The organism is Roseixanthobacter pseudopolyaromaticivorans, from assembly GCF_043195145.2.
Lineage (GTDB): Bacteria > Pseudomonadota > Alphaproteobacteria > Rhizobiales > Xanthobacteraceae > NCEH01.
Map to the genome: position 1 here is coordinate 421,708 of NZ_CM195539.1, position 15,103 is coordinate 436,810.

Here is a 15,103-nt window from a genome sequence, read left to right on the forward strand (position 1 = left end):
TTGTAACATATCATAAGTATATGATTTGAATGTCTGCAAGGAAGAAATTCGATCGGGCGAACGGTCGGGCCTGCCTTGACCATCGCCAGCGTCCGTGATGACACAGGACGACGCGCATTCACGGAGCTGAGTCCATGGCGAAAAAGGCGACGCATCGCACGCTCCTCCCGACAGAGGATGCGGCCGTGGACGCGGTGTCCCGGCCGGCGGCGCGGCGCGCGAAACCGCCGGCTTCAAAGGCGCCTGCAAGCGAGCCGCTCCAGGAGCCGGCGCCGGCCGCTTCCCAGGGTGCGTCGGGCGAGCTCGAATCCGCCGACGACACGAGCCTGACCGACCGCGCCTATCGCATGCTGGAGGAACTGATCTCGACGCTGCAGCTGCCGCCCGGCTCGGCGCTCTCGGAACTCGCGCTTTCCCAACGGCTCGGCATCGGCCGCACGCCCATTCGCGAGGCCCTGCAGCGCCTGGTGCGCGACGGGCTTGTGGTGGTGCTGCCGCGGCGCGGCGTGCTGGTGTCGGAAATCAACCTGCGCACCCAATTGCGCCTGCTGGAAGTGCGGCGCGTGCTGGAGCGGCTAATGGCGGGGCTGGCCGCCGAACGGGCAACCGAGGGCGAACGGGCGGAATTCGCGCAGATCGCCGCCGCCATGCGCAGCGCCGGGGAGCAGGAGGACGACATCGCCTTCATGCGCCTGGACGGCAGTTTCAATCAATTGATCGCGCAGGCCGCGCGCAACGAATTCGCCACGCGCTCCATGGGGCTGATGCACGGCCTCTCGCGCCGCTTCTGGTATCTGCACTATAAGCAGGTCGCCGACCTGCCGCTGGCCGCGCGCCTGCATGCGGACGTGGCCGACGCCATCGCCCGGCGCGATGCCGAGGCGGCGGAAACCGCCGCGGCGCGCCTGGTGGATTATATCGAGAGCTTCGCCCGCAAGACGCTGGACGCATAGCGCGGACGCGCGGCTTTCAGAATTCCAGCAAGGTCTCAAAGCCGCCGTAGATCATGCGCTTGCCGTCGAAGGGCATGTTTTCCATGGCGGGCTTCATGCGCGGGTCGGCCATGACCTTGGCATTCACCGCGTCGCGCTGCTCCCGCGAGTCGTAGACGATCCAGGAAAACACCACGACTTCATCCTCAGTCGCCTGCACGGCGCGAGGAAACGAGGTGAGCTTGCCATAGGGAATGTCGTCGCCGATGCATTCCACATAGGCGAGCGCGCCATATTCCTTCCAGACCGTGCCGGCGAGGGAGGCCAGTTCCTTGTAGGCCGCCATGTTTTCCTTCGGCACGGCGAGCACGAAGCCATCCACATAACTCATCTGCGTCTCCCTGGGTCGCGGACCTGATGCACGTGAGCACCTTCCCTAAGGACGTGCGCGCGCGGCGGGATCCGACATGGGGGCGGCGCGTTTTTTGGCGCCGCGGCGAAAACTTAGGGTCCGTGCGGTTTGACCCTTCGCGGGGCGCCCGCTATTTTGCGCCCGCCGGCGTTCACCCGCACGCAGGACCGAAGGGTTTTCCTCTCCCATGCAGAACACGCTGCGCAGCTGGATCCGTTCTGGCCTAACGATTGTAGTGTACGTTTTTATTGCCCTGTCGCTTTTAAGTATCGTCCGGCCATTTCAGTTTTCTTTTATTGGAGATGGGCTCGATCCATCTTGGGCGGCGACGCTCGCGGAATCCCAGGGCCGGGATCTGCGCTATGGCGTGGATCTTATGTTCACTGGCGGTCCGTTCTCCGCCTTGTACACGCAATATTTCCAGGTAGACAGCGCTTACGTTGCGGTGTTCGTCCGCTCTCTTCTGGTTTTATATTTCGCTTATTATATCTTGTTTATCTGGAATGCCAGGTCGCTTCTCGCGGCTATCCTTGTGGCTGTCTTCCTGCTCCTCTCCCCTTTTTCCACCGATGCGATGCTGGCGGTTCCGGCCGTGCTCGCCGTGTGGGGCGTGCTGGAGCGGCCGGAAAAGCACCGCAGCTGGGTCGCGGCCTATGCGGGCATGATCCTGTGCGGCGCCATCGCGCTCGCCAAATTTTCCGTGCTTCCGGTTGCCGTTCTGGCGGCGGTGCTGATCGCCGGGCTCGGCCTGCGCGCCCGGCGAATCCCTCTTGCCGTGGCGTCGCTCGTCGGCGGCTTGGTGTTCTTCTTCATTGCGTTGGGGCAGAGCCTTCGGGACCTGCCCGCGTTCCTCAAGACCAGCCTGGAGGTGAGTTCCGGCTTCACCGAGGCCATGAGCCTGTTTGGCGACCGGGTGGAGCTGACATGCTGGCTTGTGCTGGCGGTGATCCTCCTCGGCTGCGTGGTGCGCCTCGCACTGGTCCGCGCCCGGCGGGATCGTGGCGTCGCCTGGACGGAGGCGGCGCGCGTCCTGTTCGTGTTCGTGGTCCTGTTCATCGGCTTCAAGACCGGCTTCGTGCGACACGACATGCATTCGCGCCACGCCTGGGGTGCGCTCGGCGTGCTCGCCATGCTCCTGCTCGCCAGTGACAGCGTCCGGCGCGAGGGGCGGGCGGCGTTCGCCTCCATGGTCCTGATCGTCGCCGCAATCCTCGCCGCGCAATATGCCGTGCCGGGGGCGAACCCGCCGGTTACGCCCTGGACGCAGGCGGTCGCCACCCTTGATGAGGGCTGGAGGCAGCTGCGGCGCGGCGTGGCGTTCAATCTTGGCCCGGCCGCCTTTCTCGCCGAGCAGGGGGCGGTCCAGCAGGGTGCGCTCGCCGCGCTGCGCGCCGCCCATCCGCTACCGGCGCTGGACGGGACGGTGGACATGATTCCCAACATGCAGGCGCGCGTGCTGGCCAACGGGCTCAATTATCGTCCGCGCCCCACAATCCAGGAATATACGACCTATTCCCCGTCCTTGATCGCCTACAATCGCGCGTTTTTCGAGAGCGCACGGGCGCCCGACTATCTGCTGTTTGCGCCCTCGGCCATCGACGGGCGCCTGCCTTCGCTCGCGGAAGGGGCGCTCTGGCCACTGTTCCTGGCCAAATATGAGCCGGTGCAAAGCCTGGAGGAGATGCTGCTGCTGCAAAAGCGGGCCACGCCGCTCAACGGCTTGCTGACCCAGGTGCAGACAGGAACCGCGCGGCTGCGCGAGACCATGGCGGTGCCGGCGACGCCGCATCCGCTGTTCGTCACGATGGACCTGCGCCCGACGCTGTTCGGACGGCTGCTCAACCTGGTGTTCCGCGCGCCGCCCGTGTTCCTGGAGCTGAAGACGGCGGAGGGGAACGAGGTGACCTTCCGACTGATCCCCGCCATGGCGCGCGCCGGCTTCTTCATATCGCCCATCATCGTGCGGCCGAGCGAATATCTGCGGCTCGCGGCGGGTGAAGACGCCGCGCAGGTGGCGCCGGTGCCGACGCAATTCCGCATTGTCACATCGGGCCTTGGCACCCGCGCCTATAACGTGGACGTGCCCGTGACCTTCTCCCAGATGCAGATCCCGGCCGCCGACGTCTCCCCGCAGACCCGTGCCCTGGCGGATGCGCTCAAGGGCACGCCTGCCCCGGCAAACTAGCCCCGCCGCCGCTCGGCGCCCGGTTTGCGGACACGCGCGCGGATGGGCGGCGAACAGCAGGCCGCTCGCCCTTTTCTGCCCGCGGCGTGGACGCGGAACCTGGTGTCGCTCCGCGTCACACCAGGGCGCGTGAGGCTTCCCGCACCTGCCGCGCGGCGCTGTCGACGAGCTTGGTGGAGCCGGCGATGGCGAGCATGTTGTTCATCACGCCCTGCACGTTGCCCGCGGCCACCTGCATGTTCTGCGACATCTCCCGCGTCACCGAGGATTGCTCCTCCACGGAGCTAGCGATGTGGGACGAGATCTCGTTGATCTGCGAGATCGTGGCGGAGGTGAGATTGATGGCGTTGGCGGCCTCCTGCGTCGCCGCCTGCACCGCGGAAATCTGAACGCTGATTTCGTCCGTTGCCCGCGACGTCTGCGACGCCAGGCTCTTCACCTCGGTGGCCACGACGGAGAAGCCGCGTCCGGAATCGCCGGCGCGGGCCGCCTCGATGGTGGCGTTCAGCGCCAGCAGATTGGTCTGTTCCGCGATCGTGGTGATGATGCGCGTGACCTCGCCGATCTTCTGAACCGCACCCACCAGCCCGGAGACGATGCCGGTGGTGGTCTCGCTATGCTTCACCGCCTCGGCGGACATCCGGTGCGCTTCGGTCACGCGGGTGCCGATCTCGCGCACGGAGGCGGCCATCTCTTCCGCGCCGCTCGCGACCGCCTGCACATTGCTGGAGGTTTGCGTGGAGGCTGCGGCGGCAACGGTCGCCTGATCGTTGGTTTCGGAGATGGCAGCCGAAATGCGCTCGAGATCCGCATCGATGCTGACCACGAGGGCCTCGCGGCGGATCCGCTCATCCACCTGCGGGGTCACGTCGGTCGCGAACTTCACCACCTTGAAGGGTCTGCCGCTGGCGTCGAGGATGGGATTGTAGGAGGCCTGGATCCAGACAACCTTTCCGCCCTTGCCGATGCGCTTGTATTCGGCGGTCTGGAATTCACCGCGCGCGAGCTTCTCCCAGAAGGCGCGATACTCGGGTTTTGCGCGATCCGCCGGGTCCACGAAGATGCTGTGATGCTTGCCGACGATCTCATCGAGCTGGTACCCGAGCGCGCCGAGGAAGTTCGGGTTCGCAGTGATGATCTTTCCGTCGAGCTCGAACTCGATGATGGCCTGCGACTTGGAGATCGCTGCGATCTGCCCACGATAATCCGCATTCTTCATGGTTTCTGCGGTGATGTCGGTCGCAACCTTGACGACCTTGACCGGGTGGCCCGAGCGATCGACCACGGGATTGTAGCTGGCCTGTAGCCAGATTTCGCGCCCGCCCTTTGCAAGCCGCTTGAATTCGGTGGCCTGGAATTCGCCGCGGCCGAGGGCAGCCCAGAATTCGCGATATTGAGGCGTGGTCACATACGCCGGCTCCACGAACATCGAATGATGCTTGCCGACGATTTCGTTTTCGGAATAGCCGATGACTTTCAAGAAATTCGGGTTGGCCCGCAGAATCTTGCCGTCCATCGAGAACTCGATCATGGCTTGCGAATTCTCTATCGCATGGAGAATGCTCTGCGCATCGCTCCGAAACATACCCGCGAGCATGGAAACACCCTCACCTTGAAAGCCAAAGAGCGTGCAAGCTGACTGGGTGCGCTTGTGCCAAGCTTGCAGAGCCCTTCAGCGCCGGGGGCGGATGCCACAAGAGAGCGGTCTGCAGCCGCCGCAGCGATGGGCGGCGGTCTTTCGATGCGGGATGTTGGAGCGATGAGATGGTGCTGCGAGAGAGGATTGAACTCTCGACCTCTCCATTACCAATGGAGTGCTCTACCACTGAGCTACCGCAGCATCCTTGGGTTCTGGCCGAAGGGGGACCTCCGGGACATGCGCGCATCGGTGCACGCAGGGAACAGAACCGACCCGGCGGCGGAGTGGTCCGCCGCGAGTGGGGGGTTCCTTGCCACAAGCCGGCTGAGGGTGCAAGCCCGTGGTCCATCGGATCTGTGGTCAACCTTGCATCGGCGCGAAAAAGCGACCCTAACTCCCCGCCGCCCCTGGCTGTACCGGCCGCCCGCCGAGGCGCCGCATGACGCAAGGCGCGGAAGGCGCGACGGGCCGTTCCGGGCGCCGCTGCAGATGCAGGGCGGGGATCTCCTTCCATTTTGCCGGCTTCTCCCTACCCGGATGGGCGATTTGCCGCTTCCTTGGGCGCTCACCTTCTGTTTTTTGCGCGTGCACAAGACTTGAGCGGCGCCGGATTGATGCTAGCCTCCCCCTCAGGCATAGGCGGACCGGGGGAGCCGATGGCAACCGAAAAGGCGCGCACGCAAACCATCGGAGCCGTGAGACGCTCCTTCGCGCCATGGACCGATCCGGCGGCAACGCCGCTGATCCGGTTTGACAACGTGGTCAAGCGTTTCGGCGAATTCACCGCCGTCGACCATGTCAGCATCGACATTTATGAGCGCGAGTTCTTCGCGCTGCTTGGCCCCTCCGGCTGTGGCAAGACCACCTTGATGCGCATGCTCGCCGGCTTCGAGGAGCCGACCGAGGGCCGGGTGCTGCTCGCCGGGCAGGATCTCGCCGGCGTGCCGCCCTACAAGCGGCCCGTGAACATGATGTTCCAGTCCTACGCGCTCTTCCCGCACATGAGCGTCGCCGACAATATCGCCTTCGGGCCCAAGCAATTGGGCATGCCCAAGGGCGAGATCGCCGGCCGCGTGGCCGAGATGCTGAAGCTGGTGAAGCTGGAGAAATTCGCCCAGCGCAAGCCGCACCAATTGTCCGGCGGCCAGCGCCAGCGCGTGGCGCTCGCCCGCTCGCTCGCCACCCGGCCGAAAGTGCTGCTGCTGGACGAGCCTTTGGGCGCGCTCGACAAGAAGCTGCGCGAGGAGACCCAGTTCGAGCTCATGGACCTGCAGATGGAGCTGGGCATGACCTTCCTGATCGTGACCCACGACCAGGAAGAGGCCATGACGGTGGCCGACCGCATCGCCGTGATGAACAACGGCGTGCTGGTGCAGGTGGCGCCGCCCTCCACCATCTATGAAGCGCCCGCCACGCGTTATGTCGCCGACTTCATCGGCGACGTGAACATGCTGGAATGCAAGGTGGAAAGCTGCGCCAACGGCGACGTGCGCCTCGCCTCCAGCGTCACGCCGGCGCCGATCGAGATCGCCCAGAGTGTCGAGGCGGCGGCCGGCGACACCGCCTGGCTCGCCATCCGCCCCGAGAAGATGCGGATTTCGCTGGATGCGCCGGCGGACATGAGCCGCAATTGCTTCACCGGCGAGATCTGGGACATCGGCTATCTCGGTGATCTCTCCATCTACCATGTGGAACTGCCGTGCGGCACGCGCATCAAGGTGTCGCTGCCCAATCAGTCACGCGTGGTGGAGCGGCCGATTTCCTGGGAAGACAAGGTCTTCGTCACCTTCGCGCCGAGCGCCGGCGTGGTCCTGACCCGCTGAAGGAGACGCACCATGCCCATGGCCGGCGAAAAGGGAAGCGGACGGCTCCTCGTCATTGCCATTCCCTATCTGTGGTTGCTCGCGCTGTTCCTGGTGCCGTTCCTGATCGTCGTGAAGATCAGCCTATCCCAGGATATCCTCGCCTCGCCCCCCTATACGCCGCTGCTGGATCTTTCCCAGGGCTGGGCGGGGCTGAAGGCCTATGTCTCCCAGCTGTCCTTCGCCAATTACTTCTACGTACTGAGCTTCGATAACGAGTTCATCGGCGCCTACGGCTCCAGCCTCGTCATCGCCTCCATCTCCACCGTGCTGCTGCTGCTGGTGGGCTATCCCATCGCCTATGCCATGGCGCGGGCGCCGCGCTCGATCCAGCCCACGCTGCTGATGCTGGTGATCCTGCCGTTCTGGACCTCGTTCCTGATCCGCGTCTATGCCTGGATCGGCATTCTCTCGCCGGAAGGGCTGCTGAACCAAGCGCTGATGGGCATGGGCGTGATTGATACGCCGCTGGAGATTCTGAATACCGATCTCGCGGTCTATATCGGCATCGTCTATTCCTATCTGCCCTTCATGGTGCTGCCGCTCTATTCGGCGCTGGAAAAGCTCGATCCCACCTTGCTGGAGGCGGCGGAGGATCTCGGCTGCCCCTCGGCGCGGGCATTCTGGCTCATCACCTTCCCGCTGTCTCTGCCGGGCGTCGCGGCAGGCGCGCTTTTGTGCTTCATCCCGGCGGTGGGCGAGTTCGTCATCCCCGACCTGTTGGGCGGGTCGGACACCATGATGATCGGCAAGTCGCTCTGGACCGAGTTCACGGTCAACCGCTCCTGGACCTCTTCGTCGGCGGTGGCGGTGCTGCTGTTGCTGTTGCTGGTGGTGCCGATCGTGATCTACCAGAACATCCAGGCGCGCCAATTGGAGGCGGGGAAATGAACAAGAACCTCTCCTGGTTCAATGTCACCTCGCTGGTTCTGGGGTTTGCGTTTCTCTACATCCCGATCCTGCTGCTGGTGATCTATTCCTTCAACGCCTCGCGCCTCGTCACGGTGTGGGCGGGCTTTTCCTTCCAATGGTACGTGTCGCTGTTCCAGAACGAGCAGCTCATCGACGCCGCCTGGGTCACGCTGCGCGTGGCCTTCATCTCCTCCCTGGCGGCGACCGTGCTCGGCACCATGGCGGCGCTGGCGCTCACGCGCTATGGCCGGTTCTTCGGCCGCACCCTGTTTTCCGGCATGACCTATGCGCCGCTGGTGATGCCGGAAGTCATCACCGGCCTGTCGCTGCTGCTCTTGTTCGTGGCGATCGGCTTCGAGCGCGGGTTCTGGACGATTACGCTCGCCCATATCACCTTCACCATGTGCTTCGTGGCGGTGGTGGTGCAATCGCGCCTCGTCACCTTCGACCGCTCATTGGAGGAAGCCGCGCTCGATCTCGGCTGCCCGCCGTTCAAGACCTTCTTCACCATCACCCTGCCGCTGATCCTCCCCGCGGTGCTCTCCGGCTTCATGCTGGCCTTCACGCTCTCGCTGGACGATCTCGTGATCGCGAGCTTCACCACCGGGCCTGGGGCGACCACCTTGCCCATGCGCATCTATTCCCAGGTGCGCCTGGGCGTGACGCCCGAAATCAACGCCGCCTGCTCGATCCTGATCGGTGTGGTCACGGTCGCAGTCATCATCGCCTCCATCGCCACCAAAAGGGCAGAGAAGCTGCGCGCGGCGGAAGAGCTGGCGGCCGTGCGGGGGTGAGGGAGATGGTCATCGCCGAGCGGATCCTCCAGATAGAAGGAGCGGACGGATTGACCCCGGTGGCGGTGCGCCTCCATGCGCCGGAACCGCGCCAAGGCTATTGGGCGTGCCGCTCCGAAATTCATTGGCCGGAACGCGTGCGCACCCTGGAGACGGGCGGCCATGATGCTGTGCAGGCGCTTTACATCGCCATGCAGATGATCGGCACCGAACTTTACTTCAACGCCCACGACGAGCCGGGCCGGCTGGCCTTTTGGGGGGACTGGAAGGGCTACGGCTTTCCTTTGCCGTCCAATCTGCGCGACGACGAGATCGGCGCGGATGATCGTTATTATCTAACGGGCACGGGAGCGCCGAACGACGCGGATTGATCGGCGCCGGTCTCCGCGATGGGAGGGCCGCAAGCGGGCGGTTTGCGTCTTTCGCCACCGCCTCGGGACCTCCGCTCACCGTCCCTCCCGCACCCAGGTCGCCGCAATAAACCCGAGCATCAGCAGCAGGCCGGAGAGCCCCGCGAACAGCGGGAACAGGCCGATGCCGCGCACCACCGAGACATCGCGGGTGCGCAGCCCCATCCAATCGTCGCCGGCGAGGCGCTCGCCGGTGCTCATGGTGACGACGCGTGGCACGCCGCCATTGAGATCGGCGAGGCGCCACATGCCGCCGCCGGTGGCGGCGGAGATCGGCGCCACCACCTCGCGGGTCGAGGTGACCTCGGCGAATTCCTTCGGGTTCAGCGGGCCGATGTTCACCAAAGCGTTGAGGGTGCCGTTGGCGGCGCGCCACAGGCCCAATTGGTCGGCGGGCGTGGTCGCGCGCCACAGGCCCGGTTCCACCTGGGACAGGGTCAGCGTGCGCTCCGGGCCGAAGGGCGGGGTGATGCGGGCCGTGGGCACGCTGTCGCCCATGGTCTGGCGTTCCACCACCAGGTCGCGGCCGGAAGTCGAGAGCTTCAGGCGCTCCTCCTCCAGATCCGGCTCCTTCATCAGCCAGTGGGAGAGGCGGCGCAGCAGGTCGATATAGGGGCCGCCGCCCTCATAGCCGCGCGCCCACAGCCAGATATGGTCGGAGAGCAGCAGCGCCACGCGCCCTTCGCCCACCCGGTCGAGGATCAGCACCGGCTTGTCGCCGGGCGCCGCGAGCACGGAGGTGCCCGAGCGCACGCTGGAATCGATCACGCGGAAGAAATGGCTCCATTGCGGCGGTTCGGTCTGCGAGCCGGGCAAGGCGCGCGTCACCGGGTGGCGTTTGCCGGGCTCGGTCAGCGCGGCGCGGAACGGCGCTTCCGTGGTGTTGCCGGTGGGAATGCCAGGCAGGATGGCTTCCAGCGGGGTGTTGTAGAGCGAGCCGGGATCCACGTAATCGGTTCCCGCCGCCACCAGCACCGCGCCGCCGGCGCGCACATAGCGCACAATATTGTCGAAATAGATCTGCGGCAGCACGCCCTGCTGGGAATAGCGGTCGAAGATGATCAGGTCGAAGTCGCGGATCTTGGTCTGGAACAATTCGCGCGTCGGGAAGGCGATCAGCGAAAGTTCGTTGATGGGGGTGCCGTCCTGCTTTTCCGGTGGGCGCAGGATGGTGAAGTGCACCAGGTCCACATTGGCGTCGCTCTTCAGCAGGTTGCGCCAGGTGCGCTCGCCCACGTTGGGTTCGCCGGAAACCAGCAGCACCCGCAGCTTGTCGCGCACGCCGTCGATGGAGATGGCGGTGCGGTTGTTGATGAGCGTCAGCTCGTCGGGGAGCGGCGGCACCTCAATCTCGATGATGTTCGCCCCTGCATGGGTAATCTCCACATCCATGCTGGTGGTGCGGCCGGCGGTGACGATGGGGGTGCCGATCACCTCGCCGTCGCGCCGCACGGTGGCGGGAACGCGAGCACCGGCGGGCGCGCCTTCGTCGGTCACGCGGAAGGTGATGGTCTGCTTCTGGCCGACGATGCCGAAGCGCGGCGCCTTGTCGAAGGCAACACGCCGGTCGCGCTCACCGGCCTTGCCGGTGATGAGCGCGTGCACGGGCGCGGAAAAGCCGAGCGCGGCGGCATCGGCCGGCACGTCGTGCACCCGCCCGTCGGTGATCAGGATCGCCCCCGCCACCCGCTCGGGCGGCACGTCGGCAAGGCCCGCGGAGAGCGCGGAAAACAGGCGGGTGCCGTCGGTCTCGCCATTGCGGGCGTCGGCCTCGATGGTGCGCACTTCCATGTTCGGCAGGCGGCCGAGCCGTTCGGCGAGCGCGGCGCGGGCGGCCTCGGTCTGGGCGGTGCGCTCGCCGAAATCCTGGCTGGCGCTCTTGTCCACCACCACCGCGACCACGGAGGAGAGCGGCTCGCGCTCCTCGCGCGTCAGCGAGGGATTGGCGAGTGCCAGCAGCCCCACCAGCAGCGCGAGGGCACGGAACGCCGCGCCTCGGGTGCGCGAGGCCAGCAGCAGCCCGGCGAGCACGGCTGCGACGGCGCCGAGCGCCAGCAGCGCGGGCCAGGGCAGAAACGGTTCGAAGGCGAGGCCGTAGCTCATGCGCTACCCTGGCTGGAGGGGTCGGGCCGCGTGCGGCGCGGAACGGGAAGCAGGCGTGCGCTCATTGCCCCAGCCGCTCCAGCAGCGCCGGCACATGCACCTGGTCGGCCTTGTAGTTTCCGGTCAGCACATACATGGCGATATTGGCGCCGGTGCGGAAGGCGAACTCGCGCTGGCGCGGCTCGCCGGGGGTGAGCGGCAGCAGCGGGTCGCCATCCGGCCCCACGGCCCAGGCGCCGGCGAGATCGTTGGAGGTGATGATGACGGGAGAGACCCCGTCGCCCGCCCGTGCGGGCCGGTCCTCGCCCTCCTGCGCGGCGGGCAGGGCTTCCACCCAGGTGGTGCCCCCGGCGAAGCGGCCGGGAAAATCCTTCAGCAGATAGAAGGCCTTGGTCAGAACATGATCGCGCGGCACCGGCTCCAGCTCGGGAATGTCGAGGCCGGAGAGCAATTCGCGCAGGCGCGCGGCGGCGGGGGAGAGCGGCGCGCCGGGTCCCTGCGGGCTTTCGAGCGCGTCGCGCGTATCGAAGATCACCGTTCCGCCCTGCTTCATATAGGCATCCACGCGCGCCAGCACGGCGGCGGTGGGCACCGGCGCATTGGGGAGAATGGGCCAGTACAGCAAGGGAAAGAAGGCCAGCTCGTCCTTGGCGATGTCCACGCCCATGGTCGGCCCGGCCTGGAGCGCGGTGCGCGCGCTGAGGAAATTGGTCAGCCCGTCCAGGCCGGCGCGGCTGATTTCGTCGGTCTCCGCATCGCCCGTCAGCACATAAGCGAGGCGGGTCTGGGAGGTCGCCTTCAGGGCGAAATCCTCGTCGGCGGCGAAGGCGGGACCGGGCTGCGCCACCAGCGCGAGGCCGCCGAACGCGGCGAGGAAGGCGAGCATCGCCGCTGTCCCGGCTTTCGCGGTCGCCTTGCCGGCGCCGCCGCGCGGCCCGAGCCGGCTGAGGCCCCTGCCGAGCATCAGCACGGCCAGCGCATCGAGCAGCAGCAGCACCATCGCGGCGGCCAGCAGCGGCCCCCGCAGGTCCCGCGGTGCGCTTTCCCGCAGAGGTTCCACCGTCGCGCCGAAGGCCGAGAGGTCCAGCGGGGCCAGCCGGTCCGCCGGCAGCAAGGCGTTGACGGCGATGAGCCCGTCCGGGGGGCCGTAGAAGCCCGGCGGATGGTCGGCACCAGCGCGGCCGGAGAAGTTCGCGGGAATGGGCCGGGCCGTCGCGCCTGGCGGATGAAAGGCGCCGAAGCCGTCCAGCACCCGGCTCGGCGGCACCACGGTGAGCGGCGCGGCCGCGGCAGCGAGGCCAGCGGGCACGGCCACGGTCGCCGCCGGCTCGCTCGTGAGGGCGTTGGTGTCGGCGAGTGCGAGCACGCGGCGCAGCATCTCCACGAAGGTGCCGGAGAGGGGAAGATTGGACCAGGAGGTGTCCGCGGTGACGTGGAACAGCACGATTTCTCCCTTGCCCCAGCGGGCACCGGTCACGAGGGGCGTCCCGTCCTTGAGCGCCGCCCAGGTGCGCTCGCCGAGCGCGCCGTCGGGCTCGGCGAGAACTTGGCGCGTCACCACCACGTCGCCGGGCAGGGCGAGGTCGCGGAACGGCCCGTCGGGGCTGAGGGTGCCGAGCGCCTGCGGCGTTTCCCAGGAGAGTGAGCCGCCGAGCACCCGTCCGCCCCGCCGCAGATGGACCGGCAGCAGGTCGTCCTGCGCATTGGCGAGGCGCGGGCCAGCGAAGCGCACCAGCACCCCGCCGTCTTCCACGAAGCGGGCGAGCCGCGTGCGTGTGGCGGGCGGGATGGTGCCCACATCGGTCAGCACGATCACCGGCAGGCGCTGGTCCAGGAAGCGGTTGATCGCTTCCGTCGGCGCGCCGCTGTCGGCGAGGCGCACGTCCGCGAACGGCCCGAGCGCGCGGGAGAGATAATAGGTCGGCGCCAGCAGCGGCTGGCTGGTGTCCGTGCTCGCGCCGGAAACCACGCCCACGGTGCGGCGGCGCCAGCGCTTGTCGAGCAATTGCACGGCACCGGCCGAATGCTGGCCGACGATTTCCAGGCGCGCGATGTCGTTGCGCATCTCCACCGGCAGGTCGAAACGGGCCTCGGTCTCGGTGGCGTCGGGTGCGAAGGCGAAGGCCGCCTCGCCGAGGCTGAGCCCCTTCAGGTCGCGTGCCTCCACGCGCCCCGCGCGGCCGGCACCGACGCTCGCGCGCAGCACCTTCACCGTGAGGGCGCCGGCGGCATTTTCCGGCGCGGCCAGGGCGAGCGGGGCGTCCACGCCGCCGGAGATCACCAGCGGCGGATGGGCCGGCTTCAGAGCCGCCAGATCGGCAGAGAGGGTTTCGTCCGCCTTCAGGTCCACGCCGTCGCTGATGAAGATCAGGCCCGCCTCGGGCTCGGCGGCCAGATGCCGGCCGGCCAGCGCCAGCGCCTCCTTGCGGGGCGGGGCATAAGGCACCGGCTCTAGCGAGCGCAGCTTGTCGCGCGCCTGTCCCGGGCGCAGCAACGTCACATCCTTCGGCACGTCTGCGGTGGGGATGAGCGCGACCCCGCGTCCCCCGCTTTCCGCCTCGTCGATGAAGCCGGCGGCGGCGGCCTTGCGCGCCTCCCAGCTCGCGGCGGCGGGCCAGCCCTGGTCGAGCAGCAGCACCATGGGCCCGCTGGCGGCGGGCGTGGCGGCGGGCGGGTTCCAGATCGGCCCGGCGGCGGCGACGATGACCAGGGCCGCCAGTAGCAGGCGCAGCACGGTGAGCCACCAGGGCGTGCGCGCCGGTGTTTCTTCCTTCGGCTTGATGTCGAGCAGCAGGCGGATGGGCGGAAACACGATCTCGCGCGGCTTCGGCGGCACCACGCGCAGCACGAACCACAGCAGCGGCAGCGCCAGGAACGCGGTGAGGATCAGCGGCGCGGAAAAGGCGAGGGGCAGCCCCATCATGGCGCGGGGCTCCTCAGGCTGTCGGGCTCCGCGGCGGTGGGCGCGACCGCTTCCCCGCTGCCCATGCGCGAATGCAGCGTCAGCAGCATCTCGCTCGCCGGGCGATCGGTGCGGTGGACGGCGAACGCCCAGCCCATGCCTTCAGCTGCCGCGCGGATGGCGGCGCGATGGATGGCGAGGCGCCCCTCATAATCGGAGCGCCAAGTTTCCGCGCGCCCGACGGTGAGCGAGAGGCCGTCGTCCGGGCCGTGGAACTCCACGCGGCCGGAAAAGGGGAAGGTCTCCTCCGCCGGGTCCACCACCTGCACCACATGGCCGTGGGCGCCGGTTCCCGCGAGGTGGCGGATGCGCGTGGTCACGTCCTCGGTGGGGCTCCAGAAGTCGCCCAGCAGCACGATTTCGGACAGCGGGGAGGGATTGAAGGCGGGCGGCAGGGCAGGGTGCTCGGGGGCGTGGAGCACCGCTTCCGCCATGCGCTCGACGATCCGCCGGTTGGCGGAAGGCCGCATGAGATTGGGCATGCCCACGCGCTCGCCGCCCTTCACCAGAAGGTCCGCCAAGGCAAAGGCCAGCACCAGCGCACGCTCGCGTTTCGGTGCGAGGCGTGGTGAGGCATAGTCCATGGACGGCGAGAGATTGGGCCAGATCCACACCGTGTGGGCGGCTTCCCATTCGCGCTCGCGCACATACAAGAGATCGTCGCGGGCCGAGCGGCGCCAATCCACCCGCGCCGCCGGTTCGCCGTCCGTGAAGCGGCGGTACTGCCAGAAATTCTCGCCTGTCCCCACCCGCCGGCGGCCGTGCAGCCCATGCTGCACGCTGGAGGCGATGCGGCGGGCCTCCAGCACAAGGCGGGGCATGGCCGCCGCTAGCGCTGCGGAATCCTGCGAGGCGCGCTCGACCGAGCGCTGGGTGGTGTCCTCCACGCGCG

Annotated in this window: 11 protein-coding genes and 1 tRNA gene; 6 read left to right on the top strand and 6 right to left on the bottom strand. The window is 67.4% G+C overall.

Translation table 11 applies throughout. The features are described from left to right. The first annotated feature begins 134 nt into the window (after positions 1–134). Positions 135–953 carry a GntR family transcriptional regulator gene (locus V5F68_RS01925; RefSeq protein ID WP_394100480.1) on the top strand — a complete coding sequence of 273 codons (819 nt, stop codon included), beginning with the start codon at positions 135–137 and terminating at the stop codon, positions 951–953. Positions 954–969: 16 nt separating this feature from the next. Here the strand turns inward: V5F68_RS01925 and V5F68_RS01930 are convergent, their stop codons facing one another. Then, positions 970–1,323 carry a DUF1428 domain-containing protein gene (locus V5F68_RS01930; protein ID WP_394014715.1) on the bottom strand — a complete coding sequence of 118 codons (354 nt, stop codon included), beginning with the start codon at positions 1,321–1,323 and terminating at the stop codon, positions 970–972. A gap of 553 nt (positions 1,324–1,876) precedes the next feature. On the opposite strand from V5F68_RS01930, the gene V5F68_RS01935 reads away from it, so the two are divergent. Further along, complete coding sequence (locus V5F68_RS01935; protein ID WP_394014714.1) at positions 1,877–3,529, top strand: glycosyltransferase family protein; 1,653 nt, start codon at positions 1,877–1,879, stop codon at positions 3,527–3,529. Positions 3,530–3,644: 115 nt separating this feature from the next. Here the strand turns inward: V5F68_RS01935 and V5F68_RS01940 are convergent, their stop codons facing one another. Both V5F68_RS01940 and V5F68_RS01945 read right to left on the bottom strand, forming a co-directional pair. Continuing rightward, positions 3,645–5,060: a PAS domain-containing protein gene (locus V5F68_RS01940; RefSeq protein WP_509274654.1), complete on the bottom strand. Its 1,416-nt coding sequence runs from the start codon at positions 5,058–5,060 to the stop codon at positions 3,645–3,647. Positions 5,061–5,294: 234 nt separating this feature from the next. Continuing rightward, positions 5,295–5,369: transfer RNA gene (locus tag V5F68_RS01945), tRNA-Thr, on the bottom strand. 455 nt (positions 5,370–5,824) lie between these two features. Here V5F68_RS01945 and V5F68_RS01950 point away from each other — a divergent pair. The 4 genes from V5F68_RS01950 to V5F68_RS01965 are packed head-to-tail and all read left to right on the top strand — an operon-like array spanning position 5,825 to position 9,107. Then, complete coding sequence (locus tag V5F68_RS01950) at positions 5,825–6,991, top strand: ABC transporter ATP-binding protein (RefSeq protein ID WP_394014713.1); 1,167 nt, start codon at positions 5,825–5,827, stop codon at positions 6,989–6,991. A gap of 12 nt (positions 6,992–7,003) precedes the next feature. Further along, positions 7,004–7,921: an ABC transporter permease gene (locus tag V5F68_RS01955; protein ID WP_394014712.1), complete on the top strand. Its 918-nt coding sequence runs from the start codon at positions 7,004–7,006 to the stop codon at positions 7,919–7,921. Beyond that, complete coding sequence (locus V5F68_RS01960) at positions 7,918–8,736, top strand: ABC transporter permease (RefSeq protein ID WP_394014711.1); 819 nt, start codon at positions 7,918–7,920, stop codon at positions 8,734–8,736. The genes V5F68_RS01955 and V5F68_RS01960 overlap by 4 nt, the downstream gene beginning before the upstream one ends. Before the next feature lie 5 nt (positions 8,737–8,741). Beyond that, a complete protein-coding gene (locus tag V5F68_RS01965; protein ID WP_394014710.1) occupies positions 8,742–9,107 on the top strand; it encodes a DUF6968 family protein in 366 nt (121 codons plus the stop codon). A 75-nt stretch (positions 9,108–9,182) separates the two neighbouring features. Here V5F68_RS01965 and V5F68_RS01970 read toward each other — a convergent pair whose 3' ends face one another. The 3 genes from V5F68_RS01970 to V5F68_RS01980 form a co-directional block, all read right to left on the bottom strand. After that, positions 9,183–11,249, bottom strand: coding sequence for a hypothetical protein (locus V5F68_RS01970; protein ID WP_394014709.1), 2,067 nt, complete (start codon positions 11,247–11,249; stop codon positions 9,183–9,185). 61 nt (positions 11,250–11,310) lie between these two features. After that, on the bottom strand, positions 11,311–14,172 hold the full coding sequence (locus V5F68_RS01975) for a DUF4159 domain-containing protein (protein ID WP_394014708.1): 2,862 nt from the start codon (positions 14,170–14,172) through the stop codon (positions 11,311–11,313). Further along, positions 14,169–15,098 carry a DUF58 domain-containing protein gene (locus V5F68_RS01980; protein ID WP_394014707.1) on the bottom strand — a complete coding sequence of 310 codons (930 nt, stop codon included), beginning with the start codon at positions 15,096–15,098 and terminating at the stop codon, positions 14,169–14,171. Before V5F68_RS01980 ends, V5F68_RS01975 begins: the two co-directional genes overlap by 4 nt. Between the last annotated feature and the right edge of the window lie 5 nt (positions 15,099–15,103).

Coding starts and splice junctions, on each gene's coding strand:
- V5F68_RS01955 (WP_394014712.1), top strand. CDS start 7,004: ATGCCCATGGCCGGCGAAAAGGGAAGCGGACGGCTCCTCGTCATTGCC.
- V5F68_RS01925 (WP_394100480.1), top strand. CDS start 135: ATGGCGAAAAAGGCGACGCATCGCACGCTCCTCCCGACAGAGGATGCG.
- V5F68_RS01965 (WP_394014710.1), top strand. CDS start 8,742: ATGGTCATCGCCGAGCGGATCCTCCAGATAGAAGGAGCGGACGGATTG.
- V5F68_RS01960 (WP_394014711.1), top strand. CDS start 7,918: ATGAACAAGAACCTCTCCTGGTTCAATGTCACCTCGCTGGTTCTGGGG.
- V5F68_RS01970 (WP_394014709.1), bottom strand. CDS start 11,249: ATGAGCTACGGCCTCGCCTTCGAACCGTTTCTGCCCTGGCCCGCGCTG.
- V5F68_RS01950 (WP_394014713.1), top strand. CDS start 5,825: ATGGCAACCGAAAAGGCGCGCACGCAAACCATCGGAGCCGTGAGACGC.
- V5F68_RS01930 (WP_394014715.1), bottom strand. CDS start 1,323: ATGAGTTATGTGGATGGCTTCGTGCTCGCCGTGCCGAAGGAAAACATG.
- V5F68_RS01940 (WP_509274654.1), bottom strand. CDS start 5,060: ATGATCGAGTTCTCGATGGACGGCAAGATTCTGCGGGCCAACCCGAAT.
- V5F68_RS01975 (WP_394014708.1), bottom strand. CDS start 14,172: ATGATGGGGCTGCCCCTCGCCTTTTCCGCGCCGCTGATCCTCACCGCG.